The sequence below is a fragment of the Cupriavidus sp. PB-02 genome (assembly GCF_058252315.1).
The window spans coordinates 2730750-2749615 of the sequence record NZ_CM177695.1 but is presented as its reverse complement, the minus strand read 5'-3'; the positions used below and the strand labels follow the sequence as shown (position 1 = coordinate 2749615).

The 18866-nt window shown below is 68.4% G+C and carries 17 protein-coding genes; 4 read left to right on the top strand and 13 right to left on the bottom strand.

Annotated features, from left to right (window positions below; translation table 11 throughout):
- Positions 1 to 15: 15 nt before the first annotated feature.
- From rfbG to AC10V3_RS33195, 11 genes are all read right to left on the bottom strand, one after another.
- Complete coding sequence (rfbG, locus tag AC10V3_RS33245) at positions 16 to 1101, bottom strand: CDP-glucose 4,6-dehydratase (protein ID WP_051370038.1); 1086 nt, start codon at positions 1099 to 1101, stop codon at positions 16 to 18.
- A complete protein-coding gene (rfbF, locus tag AC10V3_RS33240) occupies positions 1095 to 1865 on the bottom strand; it encodes a glucose-1-phosphate cytidylyltransferase (protein ID WP_022539665.1) in 771 nt (256 codons plus the stop codon). The genes rfbG and rfbF overlap by 7 nt, the downstream gene beginning before the upstream one ends.
- On the bottom strand, positions 1862 to 4114 hold the full coding sequence (locus tag AC10V3_RS33235) for an O-linked N-acetylglucosamine transferase, SPINDLY family protein (protein WP_022539664.1): 2253 nt from the start codon (positions 4112 to 4114) through the stop codon (positions 1862 to 1864). Before AC10V3_RS33235 ends, rfbF begins: the two co-directional genes overlap by 4 nt.
- Before the next feature lie 185 nt (positions 4115 to 4299).
- Positions 4300 to 4587 carry an EscU/YscU/HrcU family type III secretion system export apparatus switch protein gene (locus tag AC10V3_RS33230; RefSeq protein ID WP_022539663.1) on the bottom strand — a complete coding sequence of 96 codons (288 nt, stop codon included), beginning with the start codon at positions 4585 to 4587 and terminating at the stop codon, positions 4300 to 4302.
- On the bottom strand, positions 4584 to 5897 hold the full coding sequence (fliK, locus tag AC10V3_RS33225; RefSeq protein ID WP_490923941.1) for a flagellar hook-length control protein FliK: 1314 nt from the start codon (positions 5895 to 5897) through the stop codon (positions 4584 to 4586). The genes AC10V3_RS33230 and fliK overlap by 4 nt, the downstream gene beginning before the upstream one ends.
- Before the next feature lie 92 nt (positions 5898 to 5989).
- Positions 5990 to 6331 carry a flagellar protein FliT gene (locus AC10V3_RS33220; protein ID WP_022539661.1) on the bottom strand — a complete coding sequence of 114 codons (342 nt, stop codon included), beginning with the start codon at positions 6329 to 6331 and terminating at the stop codon, positions 5990 to 5992.
- Between the two features lies 1 nt (position 6332).
- On the bottom strand, positions 6333 to 6758 hold the full coding sequence (gene fliS / locus AC10V3_RS33215; protein ID WP_022539660.1) for a flagellar export chaperone FliS: 426 nt from the start codon (positions 6756 to 6758) through the stop codon (positions 6333 to 6335).
- Positions 6759 to 6797: 39 nt separating this feature from the next.
- Positions 6798 to 8204, bottom strand: coding sequence for a flagellar filament capping protein FliD (fliD, locus tag AC10V3_RS33210; RefSeq protein ID WP_022539659.1), 1407 nt, complete (start codon positions 8202 to 8204; stop codon positions 6798 to 6800).
- A gap of 68 nt (positions 8205 to 8272) precedes the next feature.
- On the bottom strand, positions 8273 to 8653 hold the full coding sequence (locus AC10V3_RS33205; protein ID WP_022539658.1) for a flagellar protein FlaG: 381 nt from the start codon (positions 8651 to 8653) through the stop codon (positions 8273 to 8275).
- A 136-nt stretch (positions 8654 to 8789) separates the two neighbouring features.
- Positions 8790 to 10028: a flagellin FliC gene (locus AC10V3_RS33200; protein ID WP_022539657.1), complete on the bottom strand. Its 1239-nt coding sequence runs from the start codon at positions 10026 to 10028 to the stop codon at positions 8790 to 8792.
- A gap of 232 nt (positions 10029 to 10260) precedes the next feature.
- Complete coding sequence (locus tag AC10V3_RS33195) at positions 10261 to 10602, bottom strand: RNA chaperone Hfq (RefSeq protein ID WP_022539656.1); 342 nt, start codon at positions 10600 to 10602, stop codon at positions 10261 to 10263.
- 864 nt (positions 10603 to 11466) lie between these two features.
- On the opposite strand from AC10V3_RS33195, the gene AC10V3_RS33190 reads away from it, so the two are divergent.
- The gene (locus AC10V3_RS33190; RefSeq protein ID WP_022539655.1) at positions 11467 to 13530 is read left to right on the top strand and encodes a methyl-accepting chemotaxis protein; all 2064 of its coding nucleotides are present in this window, start codon (positions 11467 to 11469) and stop codon (positions 13528 to 13530) included.
- 170 nt (positions 13531 to 13700) lie between these two features.
- Positions 13701 to 15281, top strand: coding sequence for an MDR family MFS transporter (locus tag AC10V3_RS33185; protein ID WP_022539654.1), 1581 nt, complete (start codon positions 13701 to 13703; stop codon positions 15279 to 15281).
- A 19-nt stretch (positions 15282 to 15300) separates the two neighbouring features.
- Here AC10V3_RS33185 and AC10V3_RS33180 read toward each other — a convergent pair whose 3' ends face one another.
- Positions 15301 to 16257: an oxygenase MpaB family protein gene (locus AC10V3_RS33180; RefSeq protein WP_041681859.1), complete on the bottom strand. Its 957-nt coding sequence runs from the start codon at positions 16255 to 16257 to the stop codon at positions 15301 to 15303.
- Between the two features lie 239 nt (positions 16258 to 16496).
- Here AC10V3_RS33180 and AC10V3_RS33175 point away from each other — a divergent pair, with 239 nt between their 5' ends.
- Positions 16497 to 16757, top strand: a complete 261-nt coding sequence (locus tag AC10V3_RS33175) for a hypothetical protein (RefSeq protein ID WP_349607272.1) — start codon at positions 16497 to 16499, stop codon at positions 16755 to 16757.
- 303 nt (positions 16758 to 17060) lie between these two features.
- The gene (locus AC10V3_RS33170; RefSeq protein ID WP_041681858.1) at positions 17061 to 17504 is read left to right on the top strand and encodes a BON domain-containing protein; all 444 of its coding nucleotides are present in this window, start codon (positions 17061 to 17063) and stop codon (positions 17502 to 17504) included.
- A 215-nt stretch (positions 17505 to 17719) separates the two neighbouring features.
- Here the strand turns inward: AC10V3_RS33170 and ku are convergent, their stop codons facing one another.
- Positions 17720 to 18781, bottom strand: coding sequence for a non-homologous end joining protein Ku (ku, locus tag AC10V3_RS33165; RefSeq protein ID WP_022539650.1), 1062 nt, complete (start codon positions 18779 to 18781; stop codon positions 17720 to 17722).
- Positions 18782 to 18866: the final 85 nt, after the last annotated feature.

Below are 18866 nucleotides of genomic sequence, written 5' to 3'. Positions count from 1 at the left end.
AGGTTGCGGTGCGGGTCAGGCGCAGAACGCCTCGATCTGTTGTTCGGTGATGGCGCGGGCCTGGCCGGGCTCGCGCAGCACGCGGCGATACCAGTCGGCGGTTTCGGCCAGCGCCTGTTCCAGGCGCCAGCGCGGGCGCCACGCCAGCATCTGGCGCGCGCGGGCGCAGTCCAGCAGCAGCAGGCCCGCTTCGTGCGGGCCATTGACTTGCGGCTGGGGCATCCAATGCAGTTCCGGCCAGTGCTGCTGCAGGCCGGACAGCACCGTGCCCACCGAGACATTGTCCGCACTGTCTGGCCCGAAATTGAAGGCGGTGGCAAAGTCCTGCTCGCCCGCCACCAGCCGCGATGACAGCAACAGGTAGCCGTAGAGCGCCTCCAGCACGTGTTGCCAGGGGCGCGTGGCGTCCGGATGCCGGATCTGCAGGGTGGCGCCGGCGACCGCGGCGCGTGCGGCGTCGGGGATCAGCCGGTCGGCGGACCAGTCGCCGCCGCCGATCACGTTGCCGGCGCGCGCGGTGGCCAGAAGCACGCCGCGCCCGGCAAGGAAGGACTGGCGGTAGCTGGCCGCCACCAACTCGGCCGCGGCCTTGCTGGCGCTGTAGGGATCATGACCGCCGAGCGCATCGGTCTCGCGGTAGCCCCACGGCCATTCCTTGTTCTCGTAGCACTTGTCGGTGGTGACGACCACCGCCGCGCGCACGGTATCGCAATCGCGCACGGCGTCGAGCACGTTGGCGGTGCCGACCACGTTGGTGGACCAGGTCGCAAGCGGATCCCGATAGCTGGCCCGCACCAGCGGCTGCGCCGCCAGGTGCAGCACCAGTTCGGGCCGGGCCGCGCGCATCGCGGCGCGCAGCGACACGGTGTCGCGGATATCGCCGACGGTGTGCGCGACCATGGTGTCGCCCACGCCGGCCAGCGCGAACAGGCTGGGGTTGGTCGCTGGCGCCAGCGCGTAACCGCTGACCTTTGCCCCCAGGCGCGCCAGCAGCAACGCGAGCCATGCGCCCTTGAAGCCGGTGTGGCCGGTCACGAAGACGCTCAGACCGCGATAGCAGCCAAAACTCCCCGGGAGCCCGGAACGCGGGTCGATCACCATGTCTTCCACGGCGCGGCGCCGGATTGCCACAGGTCTTCCAGCAGGTTCTTCTCGCGCAGCGTATCCATCGGCTGCCAGAAGCCGCGGTGCTCGAACGCCACCATCTGCCCGCTGGCCGCGAGCTTGCGCATCGGGGCTTCTTCCCAGCTGGTGTGGTCGTCCTCGACCAGGTCGATCACGTCGGGATGCAGCACGAAGAAGCCGCCGTTGATCCAGGCGCCGTCGCCGCGCGGCTTCTCGGTGAAGCCCACCACCTTGTCGTTGTCGCGCTCGAGCGCGCCGTAGCGGCCGGGCGGCTGTACCGCGGCTACGGTGGCACGCTTGCCGTGCGCGCGGTGGAACGCGATCTCGGCGGAGATGTCGATGTCCGAGACGCCGTCGCCATAGGTGAAGCAGAACGGCTCGCCGGGAGTCAGGTAGGAGCGCACGCGGCGCAGGCGCCCGCCGGTCAGGGAGTCCTCGCCGGTGTCGACCAGCGTCACGCGCCACGGCTCTGCCTTGCGCTGGTGCACGGTCATGCCGTTCTCGCGCATGTCGAAGGTGACGTCCGACATGTGCAGGAAGTAGTTGGCGAAGTACTCCTTGATGACGTAGCCCTTGTAGCCCAGGCAGACCACGAACTCGTTGACGCCATGCGCCGAGTACATCTTCATGATGTGCCAGAGGATCGGCTTGCCGCCGATCTCGATCATGGGCTTGGGGCGCAGGTGCGACTCTTCCGAGATGCGGGTGCCGAGGCCGCCGGCGAGGATGACTGCCTTCATACTGGTACCTCGGCGGCTTCCGGTGCCGCCGCGGCCTGCGTTTTCACTTCGATCCCCAGGATCTCGAACACCGATGGCACCGGCGACGCTTCCAGCGTTTCCAGCATCAGGCCGAACTGCTCGTGCAGCAGTTGCGCCAGCGAGGACTTGTCCAGTTTGCCCTCATCGAGCCAGTGTGCCAGCAGGCGATAGAGGGGCAGCGCATAGGGGCGCATGCCGATACCCTCGACCAGCAGCTCGATGGCATAGGCCTTGTCGCCGCTTTCATATTCGGTGATGGCCAGCGCGTAGGCGACCATCCAGTGCCGGTACCAGCTCGAGGTCAGGTTTTCCAGCAGGTTGCGCAGCGGCGTGTATTCACGCTGATGCAGGTGGGCCGCCACCGACAGCACGATATCGTTGTAGCCGTGCCAGGTGCCGCCGAAATACACGCCCTGCGCCGGCGACAATTCGCGCGGCGGCACCGGCTTGGCCGGGGCGACCAGTTCGCCCAGGCGTTCTTCCAGCCACGCCGCGAAGCCGGCGGCATCGCACATCGCGCTCTGTTCGGCGCGCTGGCGCAGCGACAGGCGCAGTGCATTGAGCTGCTCGACGTCGTCGGCCAGTGCGCAGGCCACTTCGACATAGCGTTGCGGGGTGTCGCAGATCAGTTCGTCCAGGCCGGTGGCGTGCAGGAATGGCGCCGACACGCGCTGGTGGAACATGCCGCCCGCCAGCGAGACGACGGGCACGCCCATCCACAGCGAGTCGCAGGTGGTAGTGCCGCCGGTGACCGGCGTGGTGTCCAGGGCGATGTCGATGCGGTGATAGGTCAGGTACTGGTTTGCGCTGGAGCGCGCTACCAGTTCTACCCGTGAGGTGTCGATGCCGTGGGCGCGCAGGCGTTGCTCCATGCGTTCGCGCAGGCTGGGCTGGTCCAGGCCGCTGGCCTCGATCAGCAGGCGGCTGCCGGGGCAGTTGGCCAGCACCGCGCTCCAGAGGTCCAGCGTGGGTTTCGTCAGCTTTGCCATGCCGTTGCAGGAGCCAAAGGTGATGTAGCCGTTGGCCAGTGCCGGCGTCTCATTGACGCGGTAGCGCGGCTCGTAGATGGCCAGCGGGTTGCTGACCAGCGGATGGTAGGCGCAGAACACCGGCGCGCGCAGCAGCGTTTCGGTGTAGTTGTCGTCGCAGCCGTCGGGGTCGCCGATGCTGTCGGTGACGCGATACCCGATCTGCTTCATGCCGGTGGTGCCTGGATAGCCAAGCCAGGTCAGCTGCACCGGCGCCAGTTCGTGGACCATATAGGTCAGCGGCGAAGCGCCGGCGTAGCCGCCGAGGTCGATCAGCGCGTCGAGCCCGGCGCTGCGCACCTGCGCCACGACCTCGGCTTCGCCCAGGCGCGAGACGTCGAGGAACTCGTCGGCATACTGGCGGATCTTCTCGGTGACGCGGTCCTGCGAAGGATTCAGCGACACCAGCACCAGTTCGAAGCGGCTGCGGTCCAGGTTGGCAATCAGCGGGATCAGGAAGTAGGCGCAGGCATGCAGGCGCAGGTCATTGGAGAAGATGCCCAGGCGCACCCGGCCCGGGCGCGCCTGCCAGGGAGCACCCGCGGCGGGCGACTGGCTGGCCAGTGCTTCGGCCCAGGCCTGCGTTTCCGCCTTGATCCGGGCGGCGTCGATGCGATGGTCGTACAGACATGCGAACAGCAGGTTGGTGCGGTTGTGGCGATGAGCCGGTGCGATCGCGCAGGCCTTGCGGAAGTAGGGGATGGCCTCCACCGATTCGCCCGTCTCACGCATCGCGGAAGCGTAGTTGCCCAGCGCGGCGGGATCCTCGGGCGTCAGTTGCAGCGCGCGGGCGCCGGCCTGGCGCGAGCCTTCGTAGTCGGCCAGCCGGTACAGCACCGACGCGTACTCCTGCCACACGCCGTCGCCCTTGGGATCGATATCCAGGCTCATTTTCAACACCTTGGCGGCGCGCTTGTACTGGGCGCGCTGGACTTCGATCAGGCCCAGCAGGGCCAGCACGCGGGCATGCCGCGGGTATAGCTGCGCGGCCAGCTCCGCCGCGGGCTGGGCTTCTTCGATGCGGCCCAGGTTCAGCAGCGACGCCGCCTTGATGAAATGCAGGTCGCCGGAGCGTATGCCCGTGCTCTCCGCCTGCGCAAGGGTGCGCATCGCCCCCGCAAAATCGCCGGCCTGGAATTCTGCGCGCGCCTTGTCGAGCAGGCGTTGCGGCGGGGCGGCGGCGGGGATATGGCGAGGCATTGCGGCGGTCTCCGGTGACGAGGTATGGGCCATTGCCGCGCATGACGGGGCAAGGCTAGGGGAATGTAACAAACGGTTCCTCGCATCACCGGCGGAAAAACAGGCCCAAATCGCGCCTATTTCTCGGGGCTGGAAGGAGGGTGCGGCGGGCGGCGGGCAGCATCCGCCGCGTGCGGCCGCGCGACTTATGGCGCCGGCGCGTCGGCCGTGACGCTTTCCAGTTCGTACAGCCACGCCAGCAGCTCGGCCACCGCCACATAGAGCTGCGGCGGGACATTGCTGTCCAGGTCGACCTGCATCAGCAGGTTGACCAGCGTGGGTGAATCATGGATATAGACGCCCGCCTCTCTGGCGCGGGCGATGATGGCCTCGGCGGTCACGCCATAGCCCTTGGCGACGACGCGCGGCGCCTTGTCGCTGTGCCGGTAGGTAAGCGCGATGGCCGCGCCGCGGTCCTGGCTGGATTCACTCATGGGTTGGCTCCGGCGTCGTCCTGCGTCTGCACGTTCAGGCGCTGCAACGGGATGCCTTGCGCTTCCAGCCGGCTGCGCAGCAGCGGACGTGCGGCGATAAAGCGCGCGGCAATATCGGTTTCGGCGGTGGCCACGCGCGCTTCGAGGCCGGACGGGCCGAGCGTCAGCAGCAGCTCGACCGTGCCCAGGTTGGGCAGTTGCAGCCGCAGGCGGCTCGACCACGGCCGGCTGGCATCGTCCGGCGCGGCGCCGCCGGCGTCGGAGTCGGCGCGGCGAACCTCCCATGCCATCGGCACGCCGGGCCAGGCCTCGCCGGCAAAGCGGAACTGCTGCGTGGCCAGCAGTTCCAGCTGCTGGCGCACCACGCCCTCGGTGGCGGGATGGATGGCGGGGCCGGCAGGCGCGGACTGCCTGGCGGCATCGGCGGCAGCGGCATCGCCCGGATCGGCGGCGCGCGACGCATGCGCCGCGAGCGCGTCGGGCACCGGGGCACGCGCGGCATCGGCGGTGGCCTGGTAGGCCCGCGTTGCCATCGATGCCACGGACGGGCGCGGCGGCGCGGCGTCGGCCGCGGCCTCGCGACTGTATGGCGCGGTGGAGCCGGCGCCCTGGCGCACGCCCTGTTCGGCGGGCGCATGGCTGTGCGCCACGCGCGGATCGCGCGGCGACGCCAGCGCTTCGGCCAGCACCTGCGAGGCAGGGATCAGGGGCGGTGCCGAAGGCCTGGGCGGTTCGGCGCCGGGCGCGGTGCCGTTGTAGGTCAGCAGCGCGGAGGGCGGCGCGTTGCCGGCCGGCGCTTGTGGCTGGGCCACCGCAGCCGATGCGGCTGGCCGTGGCACGCTTGCCTGCGGCTCCTGCCGGATGCCGGGCAATGCGCGCGCGCCGGCGACCCACTCCGCCAGGTGCGATTCATAGAAGAGCCCGCTCTGGCCCACCGCATTGGCCAGCGCCGCGGCCGCCGCTTGCGCGGAGGCCGGCGTGGGCGCGCTGCCCAGCAATGGCGCCGCAGGGCGGACCGGCTGGGCCTCGATGCCGTCCATCACCGCCAGGATGGCGCGCGCGGCCGCGCTCAGCGATTCCCGCGTCGAGGTGCCCGGCAGCAGCCCGGCCTGGCCCGGTACGCCGTTCGGCCCGGCGGCCTGCTGGCTGTGGCGGATCGCCTGGCCGGTGGAGTTCTGGACATTCGACTCCGTGGCCTCGGGCACGGGCTGGAGCGCGGCGAGTTTGTCGATCACCAGCGCCGTGCGCAGCTGTTGCGGGTCCGGGGCCTGACCGGGTGCCAGGCCTGGAGGCAGATGGATGCCGGTCATACGGGTCGGAGGAAATGCAGGCGGGGTGGAAGACGCGCGCGACGGACCCGGTGGCCCGCCGCGGTCGGCCTGACGTTGTCGTCAGGCGATCGTCAGGCTGTAGCGCCGTAAGCGGCGGACAATTCGAACTGGCGGCGCGAGCTGGTCAGCATGTCGCCAAGCTTCTTCAGCTGCGGTACGGCCAGGTCGCGGATGCGGGCATCGTAGGTCAGGATGCGGTCCAGCAGCTGGTACCGGCGCATGCGCTCCGAGTCGGAGAACGGCGCGTCGTGGTCCAGCTGGCGCAGGCGGTCCACCCGCGCCAGGTAGCAGCGCTGGAGTTCCGTGACCTGGTCCCAGTCGGCGGCCTGGGCAGCCTCCAGCATGCGTGCAGACAGCGCGAGGATTTCCTCGTAGCAGGTGACGATCGGGGAAAACTCAGGGAGGGAAGCCATTTCAGTTGTCCTGTAAGGCGGGCTGCCGGTCGGAGCCCTGGGCCGTGTCATCGATCTGCGCCCAGGCCGAGGCCAGGCTTTCGAGCAGGGCATCGACCTCGGCCAGCAGGGCCGCGTCGCTGCGCAGGTTGGCCAGCATCAGCCGGCGCACCATGTATTCATAGAGGGATTCGAGATTGGCAGAGATCTCGCCGCCGGCCTCGTGGTCCAGCACCGCGCGCAGCCCGTTGTCGATGATGTCGATCGCCTTCGAGATGGCGTTGCCGCGCGCCGGCACGTCGCCGCCCTCCAGGTGGAACTTCGCCCGCGCGATGGCAGCGCGGGCGCCGTCGTACAGCATGGCGATCAGCTTGTGCGGGCTGGCGCTCATGGCACCGGTCTGGACGCCCACCTGGGCGTAGGCGTTTGCGGCTTGGCGGGCGAACATGGCTGGCTTCCTCTGGCTTGCGGTGTTTGCGCTGGGCGCTTACTTCGTCGTGGTGTTGTTCAGCGCGGAGAACTGCTGCGTCAGGTAGCTGCTGGTGCGGTTCATCTGCGCGACCAGCAAGTCCAGCTGTGTGAACTGGGCCTTGTAGCGTTCCACGGTGGCGTTGACGCGATCCTCCACGCGGTTATAGTTGTCCTCCAGGCCCTTCAGCGTCTTGGTGATGCCGTCCTGGGCCGCCTTGAGCGCGCCGTCGGTCTTGCTCAGGCCATCGATATAGTCGCTCGCCTGCTTGCCCAGGCCGCCGGCATTCGCGGTGCTGGAGAACATGTTCGTGACGCCGCCCAGGTTGGTATTCAGCGCCTTGGTCAGCTTGGTGTCGTCCAGCTTCATGGTGCCGTCCTTTTCGAACGTGACACCGATGTCGATCAGGGTGACCTTGCCGCCATTGCCGTCGTCCATGGCGCCGCCCAGCATCGAGCGCAGGCGCGACTGGATCGCACGCAGCGTGGTGTCGCCGGTCAGCGCCGCGGAGGTGCCTGCGTCGGTATCGAAGGCGGTCAGCGACTTGGCCGTGCTCTGGATATTGTTGTACGCGGTGACAAAGCCCTGGATGGCGGCCTTGATCGCCTCGTTGTCGCGCGTGACCACCAGCGACGTGGTGCCGGTCTTGGCCAGGTTCATGGTCACGCCCTGGGCCGCGTCCACTACCGTGTTGCTCTGGCTGACCACGTCGATGCCGTTGATCTTCAGCGTCGCGTTGGCCGGCGGCACCTTCTGCTCCATCTTGTTGACGCCGGCCGCTGCGGCCGGGTCGAAGGCGATCACGTTGTTCAGTGCCGCATCGGTCGACGACACGCGCATGGTGGCCTGCGTGCCGGTCTTGTCGGAGGTCAGCACCAGGCGGTAGGGGCTGGCGCTGCCGTCGTTGACGATGCTGGCGGTCACGCCGATGCCGGCCTTGTTGATGGCGTCGCGCATGCCTTCGAGCGAGGACCCGGCCGGGATCGTGACCTTCTTGGTGCTGGTTGCCGCGCCGCCGGTGGCAAGGGCCTCGCCGAAATCGAACACGATCTCGCCGCCGCCGATCGCGGCCTTCTGGTCGGCAACGTTGCCGCTGACCAGTGACTGCGCAGTGGCGAGCGTGTTGACGGTGATACTGTAGTTACCGGGCACCGCGTTGGCGGCAGTCGTCACGGACATCACGTCGGCCGAGCCCACGGCGGCCTTGACCGCGCCGAAGGTGGCGGCGTCGGACAGCTTCTTGGCCGCAGCCTGGTAGGCGGACAGCACGCTCTGCACCTGGCTGTAGGCCGACAGCTTGGTCTGGTAGCTCTTGGCCTGGTTGGTGATCGCGGTGAGCGGCGCCTGCTCAGCCGTCTGCAGGTTCTGCAGCAGCGTGTTCAGGTCCAGGTTGGAACCGATGCCGAGGGAGGAGATCGTTGCCATGCTTGTCGTGCCTCTTCTTCTTCAACTGTTGTTCGGGTGCGCTGCGCCGGCTTGCGGCCCAGGGTGGCTCAGGCCGCCTGGCTGACGAACAGCCCCTGCAGCTTGTCGATGGCGCGGGCGACGCGCAGCACCTCTTCGGTGGGCATCTGCCGGATCAGTTCGCCGGTTTCCCTGTCGATCACCTTGGTGATGACGCGGTGCGTAGTGTCGTCGATCTCGAAGCGCAGGGCGATCGACGTAGTCTTGAGCGCATCGACCAGTTCGCCGATGGCGGCGCCCGCCTCCACGGTGTCGGCGGCGTCCGCGGCTAGCGTAGCCGGAGCGGCGGCGTCATCCCGGCGAACGGCCTGGCCGGCGCTACGCACCGGGGCCACGGAAGCGACCGCGCCCGCCAGCACATCGGATGGCAGGCGCATTGCGCTCGGGTTCACTGTCGGGGAAGGCGCCATGGTCTGCTCCGTCCGGGTTGGCGTGGTTCACATTCGGTTTGAAACGCTTTGCAGGCAGCGGTCTGCCTGCGAAACGCTCCGCGGGCAAAAAGGCCGGGCCTTGCGGCCCAGCCTTTCATGCCCGTTGCCGTTGCGATTAACGCAGCAGCGACAGCACGCTCTGCGTGGTCTGGTTGGCTTGCGCCAGCACCGAGGTACCAGCCTGTTGCAGGATCTGCGCGCGGGTCATGTTCGACACTTCCGTTGCGTAGTCAGCGTCCTGGATGCGCGAACGCGAAGCCGACAGGTTGGTCACGGTGGTGCCCAGGTTGGCGATCACGGAGTCAAAGCGGTTCTGCACGGCACCCAGCGAGCTGCGCAGGTCGTCCACCTTTTGCAGGGCGGCGTCGATCGAGGCCAGCGGGTTGCTGGTCGCACCGCGCTGCAGGGACGACACGTCGAGCTTCGAGGTGTCGATGCTGTAATTGGCGGTCGTGCCCGATGCCCCGGTCGACGTCGGGTTGGCAGCGTCGATGCCGATGTAGAAAACCTGCTCCGTGCCGGTGGCAATGTCGAAGCCGCTGGCCTTGAGAGCCGTGGATTCAGCAGCGCTACCGGCGCTGATTCGGACTTCCGCGAACCAGTTGTCATTGCCATCAACGATGGCCCTGTTCGTAAAGTTCACGCTGCCGCCGGCGATACCCAGCTTGGTGGCCAGGGTGCCGCCTGTAGCTTCGGAAACGGATGAAGTGGTCAGCGCGGTGCTCGAACCGAACACCTTCTGGAAGTCGCCGGCAGCCGCGTGCGCAGCCGTGGTCGCTACGGCGGCGCCGTTGAAGGTGTTGGCACCCTTGGCCTTCGGGCCATTGACGTTAAAGCTGGTCAGGTTCAGCGTCGAGGAGCTGATTTCTTCCAGGTCGATGGTGATCGTTTCCGAATCGTTGGCGCCAACCTGGACGGTCAGCGGCTTGGCGGCGGACGACAGCACCTTAACGCCGTTGAAGTCGGTCTGGGCCGAGGTACGGTCGATTTCCGACAGGCGTTGCTTGATTTCGTCCTGGATCGACTTCAGGTCCGAAGCCGAGTTCGAACCGTTGGCAGCCTGCACGCTCAGTTCACGGATACGTTGCAGGTTGTTGTTGACTTCGGTCAGCGCGCCTTCGGTCGTCTGAGCCAGCGAGATACCGTCGTTGGCGTTGCGCTGGGCTTGCGTCAGGCCGCGGATGTTGGCGGTGAAGCGGTTCGCAATGGCCTGGCCGGCGGCGTCGTCCTTGGCGCTGTTGATGCGCAGGCCCGACGACAGGCGCTGGATTGCCGTGTTCAGCGACGATTGCGAAGCATTCAGGTTGTTCTGAGTCATCAGAGACAACGAGTTGGTGTTAATGACTTGCGCCATGGTACGACTCCTATATGCAAAGTTTTGGGCATTCCGGCTAGTGCCGTAACGTTGGCTGCCTGCTTTGCAGGGCGTAGAGTGCCTCCGTTGCTTGGGTTATCGACCGAGCTCGGCAAAGGTTTAGAGTGATCTCTGCGATAGTTCGATGGGTGTCGACGGGCGAACGAAGGCATCCCGCCCCTTGGCGTGGGACGGCTGGAAGGGCGTGGCATGCGCGCCGGCGGCGCCAGCTTCAGCGTCGCTTGCGGGTGCGCGGTATATAGATAGGCACGAAGTCCGGCCGGGTCACCGGCGCGGGCAGTTCGGGCACGTCGGCCATGCCCGGGGTGCCGGGAGCGGCGGCCGGGGTGATCAGCGCAATGGCTTGCTTGTAGACCAGGGTGGGTTGGTTGTCGTCCAGTTGCCGGCCGAGCAGCAGCATGTAGTCGTCCGTGGCCAGGACGATGCCCTGCAGCCGCGTGCCGTTGGACAGGTGCACGACCACCGGGGCGCGGCTGTTGGAATGTGCCGCGAGTTGCTGGAACTGCGTTTGTTTGCGGCGGGTTCGCTTGGGCCCGCTTTCCTTCTTCTTCACGACGACTCCGGAAGAGCCCACAAGGGTTCTGGCGGCTGATAACGGTCCGTTGGCCGGCGGCATGGGGAGCGGCACGGCCAGGGCGGCAGGAGAAACATCCGCTCTCGGTACCGGCGGTGGGGCTGGCCGTCGGGGCCACGGTGTCGACGGGCCCGGCGCTCGGACCCCGGGGCGTCACGCAGGTGCCGGCGGTTGGCGCTGCCAGAAGAGAAGGGGAATACTTCAAGGTTGAGAGTAACAAAGTTTTACAAACCTTGACGGGCAGAGCGTCGTTCTGCAACTAGAGGCCCTGCTCTACAAAAAACCTTGCTATCTCGTACGTGGTATTGTAACAGACTTGCCATCGCACAATCCTTGCGGTGGGCGAGGGGGCGACCGCTGTCGTGCCAAGGGCTCGCGGGAAATTCGCCAACTCCTGCTAAAAGTATCCCGGTGTGGCGAAGGGGTGCAAAATACTAAAAGTGCGCAAGCAGACGCTTAGTGTCATAAGGGAATCCCCTGAAAGAAACGGGATTTACACCTCATGTAAGCGCGTTTATATTCATCACCAGAGCCGGTTGGCTCAAGCAGTCCTGGAAAGCCTACGAGCACCCCGCGCGTGGGCTTCTTTTTTTGACCCACGTCGTTTGGGCCGCGCTCTGTGGCGCTACGGTCGGAATTAACCGACCGGTCGGAATGCCCGCCGAGATTAAAAGCCGCCGCGGCTTTGCGCAATCCTCCGAATAGCGGGGGTTTTTGCCATCAATTCTCATTTCCCTTCAAGAAGTGTTCGCTGAACGCCGATAGACCGCCAGCGCTGCCGCCTGGCTGGCAGGACCGCGCTCATACGAACAAAACATATCCAGTTCAGAAGGGAGCGTTGTGATGGCATGGTTCCGAAACCTAGGCATAGGGGTTCGCCTGTCCCTGGCCTTTTTCCTGGTGGTGGTGCTGCTGGTGGGCATCGCCGTAGCGGGCGTGGCTGCCCTGGGCGGCATGAACGACGCGATGCGCATGACCGTCGAGGGCCGCCTGCTGAAGGTGCTGGACCTGAACCGGGTCAAGGAACACGCGCAAGAGGTCGGCATCATGGTGCGCGACGCCACGCTGACCGAGGACCCGGCGATGGCTGCGCAGAATGCCGAGCGCATCCAGGCGCTGCGCAAGTCGATGCAGGAAACGCTGGCCGAGATGGGCAAGGTGACGGCGGCTTCCGGCCGGCCGGACCTGCAGAAGCTCTTTGCCGACCTGGACGCGGCGCGCCAGGCCTACGACGGCCAGCTCGACATGGTGTTGCGCCAGCTCGGCGCCGGCGAGTTCGCCGGCGCGCGCGCCGCGCTGGTGGTGACGCTGCCGGCCGCGCAGGGGCCATATTTCGAACAGCTCGACCGCATCGCGGCGATGGGCCGTGCCAGCGCGGTCGAGGCGGTGAAGGAATCCGGCGCCAGCTACGCCTGGACCCGCAACCTGCTGTTGGGCATGGCGGCGGCCGCGGCGGCGCTGGCCGTGGTGCTGGGCATCGCCATCACCCGTTCGGTCACGCGGCCCGTACGGCAGGCACTGAAGGCGGCCGAGGCGCTCGCCACCGGCAACCTGCGCTACCGCGTCGCGGTGCACAGCCGCGACGAGACCGGGCGCATGCTGGCCGCGCTGGAGCGTGCATTCGGCCACCTGTCGGGGCTGGTGCAGGGGATCCAGCGCGCCTCAGGCTCGATCGAGGGCGCCACGCGCGAGATCTCGCGCGGCAATGCCGACCTGTCGCAGCGTACCGGGCAGCAGGCCGCGTCGCTGCAGCAGACCGCGGCGTCGATGGAGCAGCTGACCTCGACCGTGCGCCAGAATGCCGACAATGCGCGCCAGGCCAGCCAGCTGGCGGTCAACGCGTCGGAGGTCGCCTCCGAAGGCGGCCGCGCCGTGCGCGAGGTGGTGCAGACCATGGACAGCATCTCGAAGTCTTCGTCGCAGGTGGCGGAAATCACCGGCGTGATCGAGAGCATCGCCTTCCAGACCAATATCCTGGCGCTCAACGCGGCGGTGGAAGCCGCGCGCGCGGGGGAGCAGGGGCGCGGCTTTGCCGTGGTGGCGACCGAGGTGCGCAGCCTGGCGCAGCGTTCTTCGGCGGCGGCCAAGGAGATCGCCGAGCTGATTGGCGGCTCGGTGCGCCAGGTGCGGGAAGGCGCGCGCCAGGCCGAGGAGGCCGGCCGCACCATGGACGACATCGTCGGCGCCGTCGGGCGCGTGACGCATATCATTGGCGAGATCTCGGCGGCCAGCACCGAGCAGACCGCCGGCATCGAACAGGTCAGCCTGGCGGTGACGCAGATGGAAGGCGTGACCCAGCAGAACGCCGCGCTGGTGGAGCAGGCCGCCGCGGCCGCGCACAGCCTGCTGCACCAGGCCGACGGGCTGGTGGCCGAGGTCGGGCGTTTCGAGGTGGAGGCCGAGGCGCCGCAGGCGCCGCACGAGACGGCTGCCGCGATGGCTGCAGCCGTTCCCGCGGCTGCCCCGCGTGCCCCGCTGCGTCCCACCCCGCGCGCGAACCCGCGCACCGCTCCGCCCAGGGCCGCGGTCCCGGCGATGCCGGCCGAGCCGGCACCGGTTGCCCCGCGCGCCGCGCGGCCCGCGCCGGTACGGGCGCAGCCCGCCGCCCGGGCACCAACCGCCGCCGCGCCCGCACGCCGGCCTGCTCCGGCCGCTCCTCAATCCAGACCGCCCGCACCGCAACCCAGGCCGTCCGCTGGGCGCCCGCCGGCCGTCCCCGCCGCGAGCCGTCCGCCGGTCGAACGCAAGCCGCAAAAATCCGTGCTGCCGGCGCGGGCGCCGACCACACCGACCCGCCAGCGCCCGCCCGTCACCCACCGCCGCCAGGAGCCGGTGCTGCAAGCGGCGCCGCGCCGGCGCGCGGCACTGCCCGCCATGGCCGACGCGGGCGACTGGGAAACCTTCTGACCGGGTAGCGGCATCGGCGCCGGCACCCCAGCCAGCAACGGCTGCACGAAGCGCCTACAATAGGCGCTCTCCTTGACTCCGCAACAAGAGCAGGCCCGGCCACCGCGCAGCGCCCCCGTACCCCCAGGTACCGTTGCACCCGGCCGCGATCCCGCCGTTCGCAGGTGCCCATGACCGCCGTCTCCCCCCAGCCGCCGCAGCCTGCGGCCGCCAGCACTTCCGCTCCCGCTACCGCCTCGCCTGCGCCGGTCCCGGTCATGCAGGTGATCTTCGGCCTGATGCTGGCGATCCTGCTGGGCGCGCTGGAGCAGTCCATCGTCGCGGTGGTGCTGCCCGATATCGCGCTGCAGCTCAACGGTTTTGACAACATGGCGTGGGTGATCTCCGCCTACCTGGTGGCGTCCACGGTGACCACGCCGATCTACGGCAAGCTCTCCGACGTGCTGGGCCGGCGCTCGGTACTGTCCTTTGCCATCGTGCTGTTCCTGCTGGCCTCGGTTGCGTGCGCGCTGGCGCAGACCATGCCGCAGCTGATCCTCGCGCGCATCCTGCAGGGCCTGGGCGGCGGCGGCCTGCTGTCCGTATCGCAGGCGACCATTGCCGACGTGGTGCCGCTGCGCGAGCGCGGGCGCTACCAGGGCTATGTCAGCGGCGTGTGGGCCGTGGCCAGCATGGCGGGGCCGGTGATCGGCGGCTATCTCGCGCACTTCCTGTCATGGCGCTGGATCTTCTGGATCAACCTGCCGCTGGCGTTCCTCGCGCTCGTGACCGTGCGCCGCGCGCTGCGCCACCTGCCCGCGGGCGGGCGCCGGCACCGCATCGACTATATTGGCGCGCTGTTGTTTGGCGCGGGCCTGAGCGGCGTGCTGGTGTTCCTGACGCGGCTCGGGCAGGGGCAGTCGCCGTGGCGGCCAGACACGCTGGCGATGCTGGTCGCCGGGCTCGCCGCGCTGGTGCTCTTCATCTGGCAGGAGCGCCGCGCGGCCGACCCGGTAATCCCGCTGGCCATGCTGCGCGTGCCGACCGTGGCGATCTGCTGCATCACGCTGTTCCTGTGCTTCTTCCAGCTGATCGCGATGTCGGTGCTGCTGCCGCTGCGCTTCCAGGTGGTGGGCGGTGCGCAGGCCGATGCCGCGGCGCTGCGGCTGGTGCCGCTGACGCTGGCGATCCCGTTCGGCGCGTTCGCGTCCGGGCGGCTGATGTCGTGGAGCGGGCGCTACAAGCCGCTGCAGATGGCGGGCTCGCTGGTGGCACCGCTGGCGATCGTGGCGCTCGCCTTCGTTGACCCGCGCTCGGCGTGGCTGAGCGCGCTGGTGATGGTGGCGCTGGGCTTCGCGATCGGCCTGCAGCTGCCCAGCGGCCTGGTGGCGACGCAGAACGCGGTGCCGCTGCAGCATGTGGGCGTGGCCACCGCGCTGACGGCGTTCTCGCGCATGCTGGGCGGCGCGGTCGGCGTGGCGGTGCTGACCACGGTGCTGATCGCACTGCTGCGTCACGGCGGCATGGCGGTCACGGACCTGGGCGGCGGCGAAGACGTGCTGATGCAGATGTTCCACCGCGTGATGGCGGGCGGCCAGGCCGATGGCGATGCCGCCGCGGTGCGGCAGGCCGCCGAGCATGCCTTCCGGCTGCTGTTCCTGATGAGTGCGGGGGTATCGCTGCTGGCGCCCTTCCTGGTGGCGCGGCTGCCGGAGACGGTGCTGCGGGGCAGCCCTGGCAGCACCGCCAGCGCGGCGGCTGCCGCGGAATAGCGTAGCGGCAGTCGCGCGCTCAGCCGGCAGGGGCCCCTTCGCCGCGGGCCACGCGCCGCCGCGCGCGTGCCGCCAGGCCGGCCCCTAGCACCCAGCGCAGCGCGGGCGCCAGCACGCGCATGCCGGCCAGCGCGGCGGGGCGCCGTATCGACGGCCCGTCCAGGTCGAGTTCGTGCCGCGCCCACGGCGGCAGCAGGGCGATGCCCGCATCGGCCATGATGCGCACCGCCGGCTGCAGCAGCGGGTTGGCGACCGGCATCTTGCGCACCAGCCGCACCACCTCGCGGGTGCGCTCGCTGGCCTGCAGCTGCGGCCGCATCGCTTCCAGGTAGGCCTGCACGGCGGCGCACGAGCGCGGCACATCGGTGGCGCCCAGCATCTGCGCGATGCGCGCGACCTCGTCGTAGTAGCGGTCCTGCTCGGCCTCGCCGAGCGGTCCGACATAGCGCAGGTAGCCCGCCATAAAGCTCGACACCTCGGCCACGTGCACCCATGTCAGCAGCGCCGGGTCGGAGGCCGCATAGTGCCGCCCGTCCGGCGCCACGCCCACCACGCCGGCATGGATGCGCCGCACGCGCTGGATCAACGCCATGGCATCGGCACGGCTGCCGTAGGTGGTGCCGGCGATGAATTGCGCAGTGCGCCCCAGGCGCCCCTGCATGTCGGTGCGAAAGCTCGAGTGGTCCCACACGCCGGCCAGCGCCAGCGGATGCAGCGTCTGCAGCAGCAGCGCGCTGACGCCGCCGGCGAGCATCGAAGGGAAGTCCGCATGCACGCGCCAGCAGACCGCGTCCGGGCCGAACAGGCCGGGGTCGCCGGGCGGGTTGTCATAGTCGAGGCTCAGGCCGGAGTTGCTGCGCGTGAGCGCGCGCACGTGCGCGCCGGCACGCCCGCGCAGCTTTGCGGAGAGATGGTCTAGCGGGCCGCGCGGGCGCTGCGGAGGGCGACCGGTGGCGGGGTCGGTAAAGCTGGACAAGAGCGGTGGCGCTGCAAGGAGGATGTCACGGCCAGCATACACGGGATGCGGCCGGCGTGCGCAGGCCGTGCCGCAGAGGCGGCTGCACAAAAAGGGCCGGAGTTCCCTCGCGGGAGTTCCGGCCTGTCAATTTCCGGCGTATGCCCCTGCGGCAACACCGCATGTTGCTGCCGCACATACCCGGATAGCTGCCTGTTGTCGTCAGCTACTGGGGCTGGTTGACCGGCTTACGGCTGGCGTTGTCCGCCCTGACCGCTTTGCTGGCCACCCTGCTGGCCGCTTTGCTGACCGCTGCGTTGATCGCCTTGCTGGCCCGGTTGCGAGCTGCCGCGATCCTGCTGTTGCTGTTGATCCTGCTTGCGATCCTGGTTACCCATCTGACCGCCGCCTTGTTGTTTATCTGGCTGCTGTTGGCCGCCGCGTTGGCCCGTCTGCGACTGTTCCTGTTGCTTCTGGCCCGACTGCGATTGACCCGGCTGTTGCTGCTGTCCCATTGCTAGTCTCCTTGGCGCGGCGAACTGCCGCATAGCTGTCTCGCAATCACCATGCCAAGCACGACAGCGCCGCCGCGCCGCGCGTTCCGAACCATGGCAGGCCGCATGGATCGGATAAGGCACTGCGGCAGGTAGCCCGCTTTTACAACAGGTGGCCCGATTTACACACGCGGAGCGTCGTAAAGCATGCGTGGCGGCCTAAGGTCACGCGGGTACGGAGCTTGCACAAAAATGCCTTACCAGTGGTTCGTGCGGCGTGCGAGTCATGCGTTGCGGCGAACGCACTGGGAACCCGTACAGGAGAAAGCCATGCGAATTCCCCGAACCTCCGCGCGCACCTTGCGGATGGCATGCGTGTCCGCAGCGCTGGCGGCGGCTGCCGGCAGCGCGCTGGCACTCGACAAGAGCGGCCTGATCTTCGTTGCGGCGGACAATGCGCCCGCGGCGCCCGTCAACTCCGCGCCGGGCATGCCCGGACGCGCCGATCCCGATCGCAGCGCCGCTCCGGACGAGGGCGCCGACAAGGCCAAGCAGGCGGTCGAGGACGGTGCCATCACTACCAAGATCAAGACCAAGCTGCTGGCGACCAAGGACCTGAAGTCCACCGGCATCCATGTGAAGACGACCAACGGCAAGGTCGATGTGACCGGCACGGTGCCCAGCAAGCAGCAGCACGACATGGCGCTGGACGCGATCCGCGGTGTGGAGGGTGTGTCGTCGGTGAATGACAACTTGAAGGTGTCGGTGCGGTGAGGGGGCAGGGGGCGCGTCAAAGCGCGCGTCGAGCTGGATAAAACCGAAGGCCCCGCTTGGTGTGGTTCTTAGCTAGACCACCCCTCACCCCGGTCCCTCTCCCCATGAGGACCATGAGGGGAGAGGGAGAACACCTTGCTTAGGCACGCTCGGGCGGCTTTGGCGCACTCAAAACCGATCTCCTCTTCCGCGTCGGAGTTCGGAGTTCGTTGGCACTACGCCGCCTGCTTCCTCCGCGCGGTGCCGGTACTCTTGCGCGCCGCCGGCGCGCGTTTCGCCGGCGCATGCTTGGTGGCCGTGCCGGCACGCTTTGCCGGCGCCGCAGCCCGTTTGGCCGTCGTCTGTTTCTTCGCCGCCGCATGGCGCGCGGGCGCCTTGCGGCGCGTGCGGCCTTCGCTCCCGGTCTCCTCTTCGGCGTCCTCGGCTTCGGCCTTTGCCCGTTCCTTGCCGCGCGCCGGCTCTTCCTCCGCCTTGCCGCGGTGATCCAGGCTCTTGCGCAGCAGTGCCACCATGTCGATGACCTTGGCTCCCTGGCGCGGCGTCTCTTCCTCTTCGGCAGGCTGCGTCAGCTGGTGGGTGTTGCCGGATTCGATCTTTTCCTCGATGCGCGCCATCAGGTCGTCGCGGTAGGTGTCGCGGTACTGCTCGGGTTCCCAGTCCTGGCTCATGTCCTCGACCAGCTTGGTCGCCATCTCGACCTCGCGCGCGTGCGCGCCGGTGGCCTTGCCCTTTGCCGCCTTGGGCAAGTGTAGTTCGGATATCGGCAGCACTTCGTCGGCGAAGCGCATGGTGTTGAGCACCAGCGCATCGTCATGCACCAGCAGCGCGGCCAGGTGCTGCCGCGCGCGCAACACCACCAGCGCCAGCGCGGCGCGGCCGGTGCGGCGCATGGTCGCGAGCAGCAGTGCGTAGCCGCGCTCGCCGCGCTTGTCGGGCTCAAGGTAGTACGGCGTGTCGAAGTAATAGGGCGGAATGCTTTCCGCGTCGACAAAGCTGACGATATCCACCGTCTGCGTGGCCTCGACATTGGCCTGGCGGAAATCCTCGTCGTTGAGCAGCACGTACTCGTCCTTGGCGTACTGGTAGCCCTTGACGATATGTTCCTTGTCGACCGGCTTGCCGGTGCTCTTGTTGATGCGCTGGTATCCCACCGGCGCCATGTCGCGCACGTCCAGCAGGTCCAGGTCGAGCGTCTGGTTGCGCGACGCGGGCCGCAGCACGACAGGAATGTTGACGAGGCCAAAGGTGATGGCGCCTTTCCAGATGATGCGGGACACTTGACGGCTCCTTTGCGCTAAGCGCGCGGGGGCGCGCTGGCACTGCTTGCACGTTGCGGCGGCGGAGGCGGCGTATCCCCGGGCG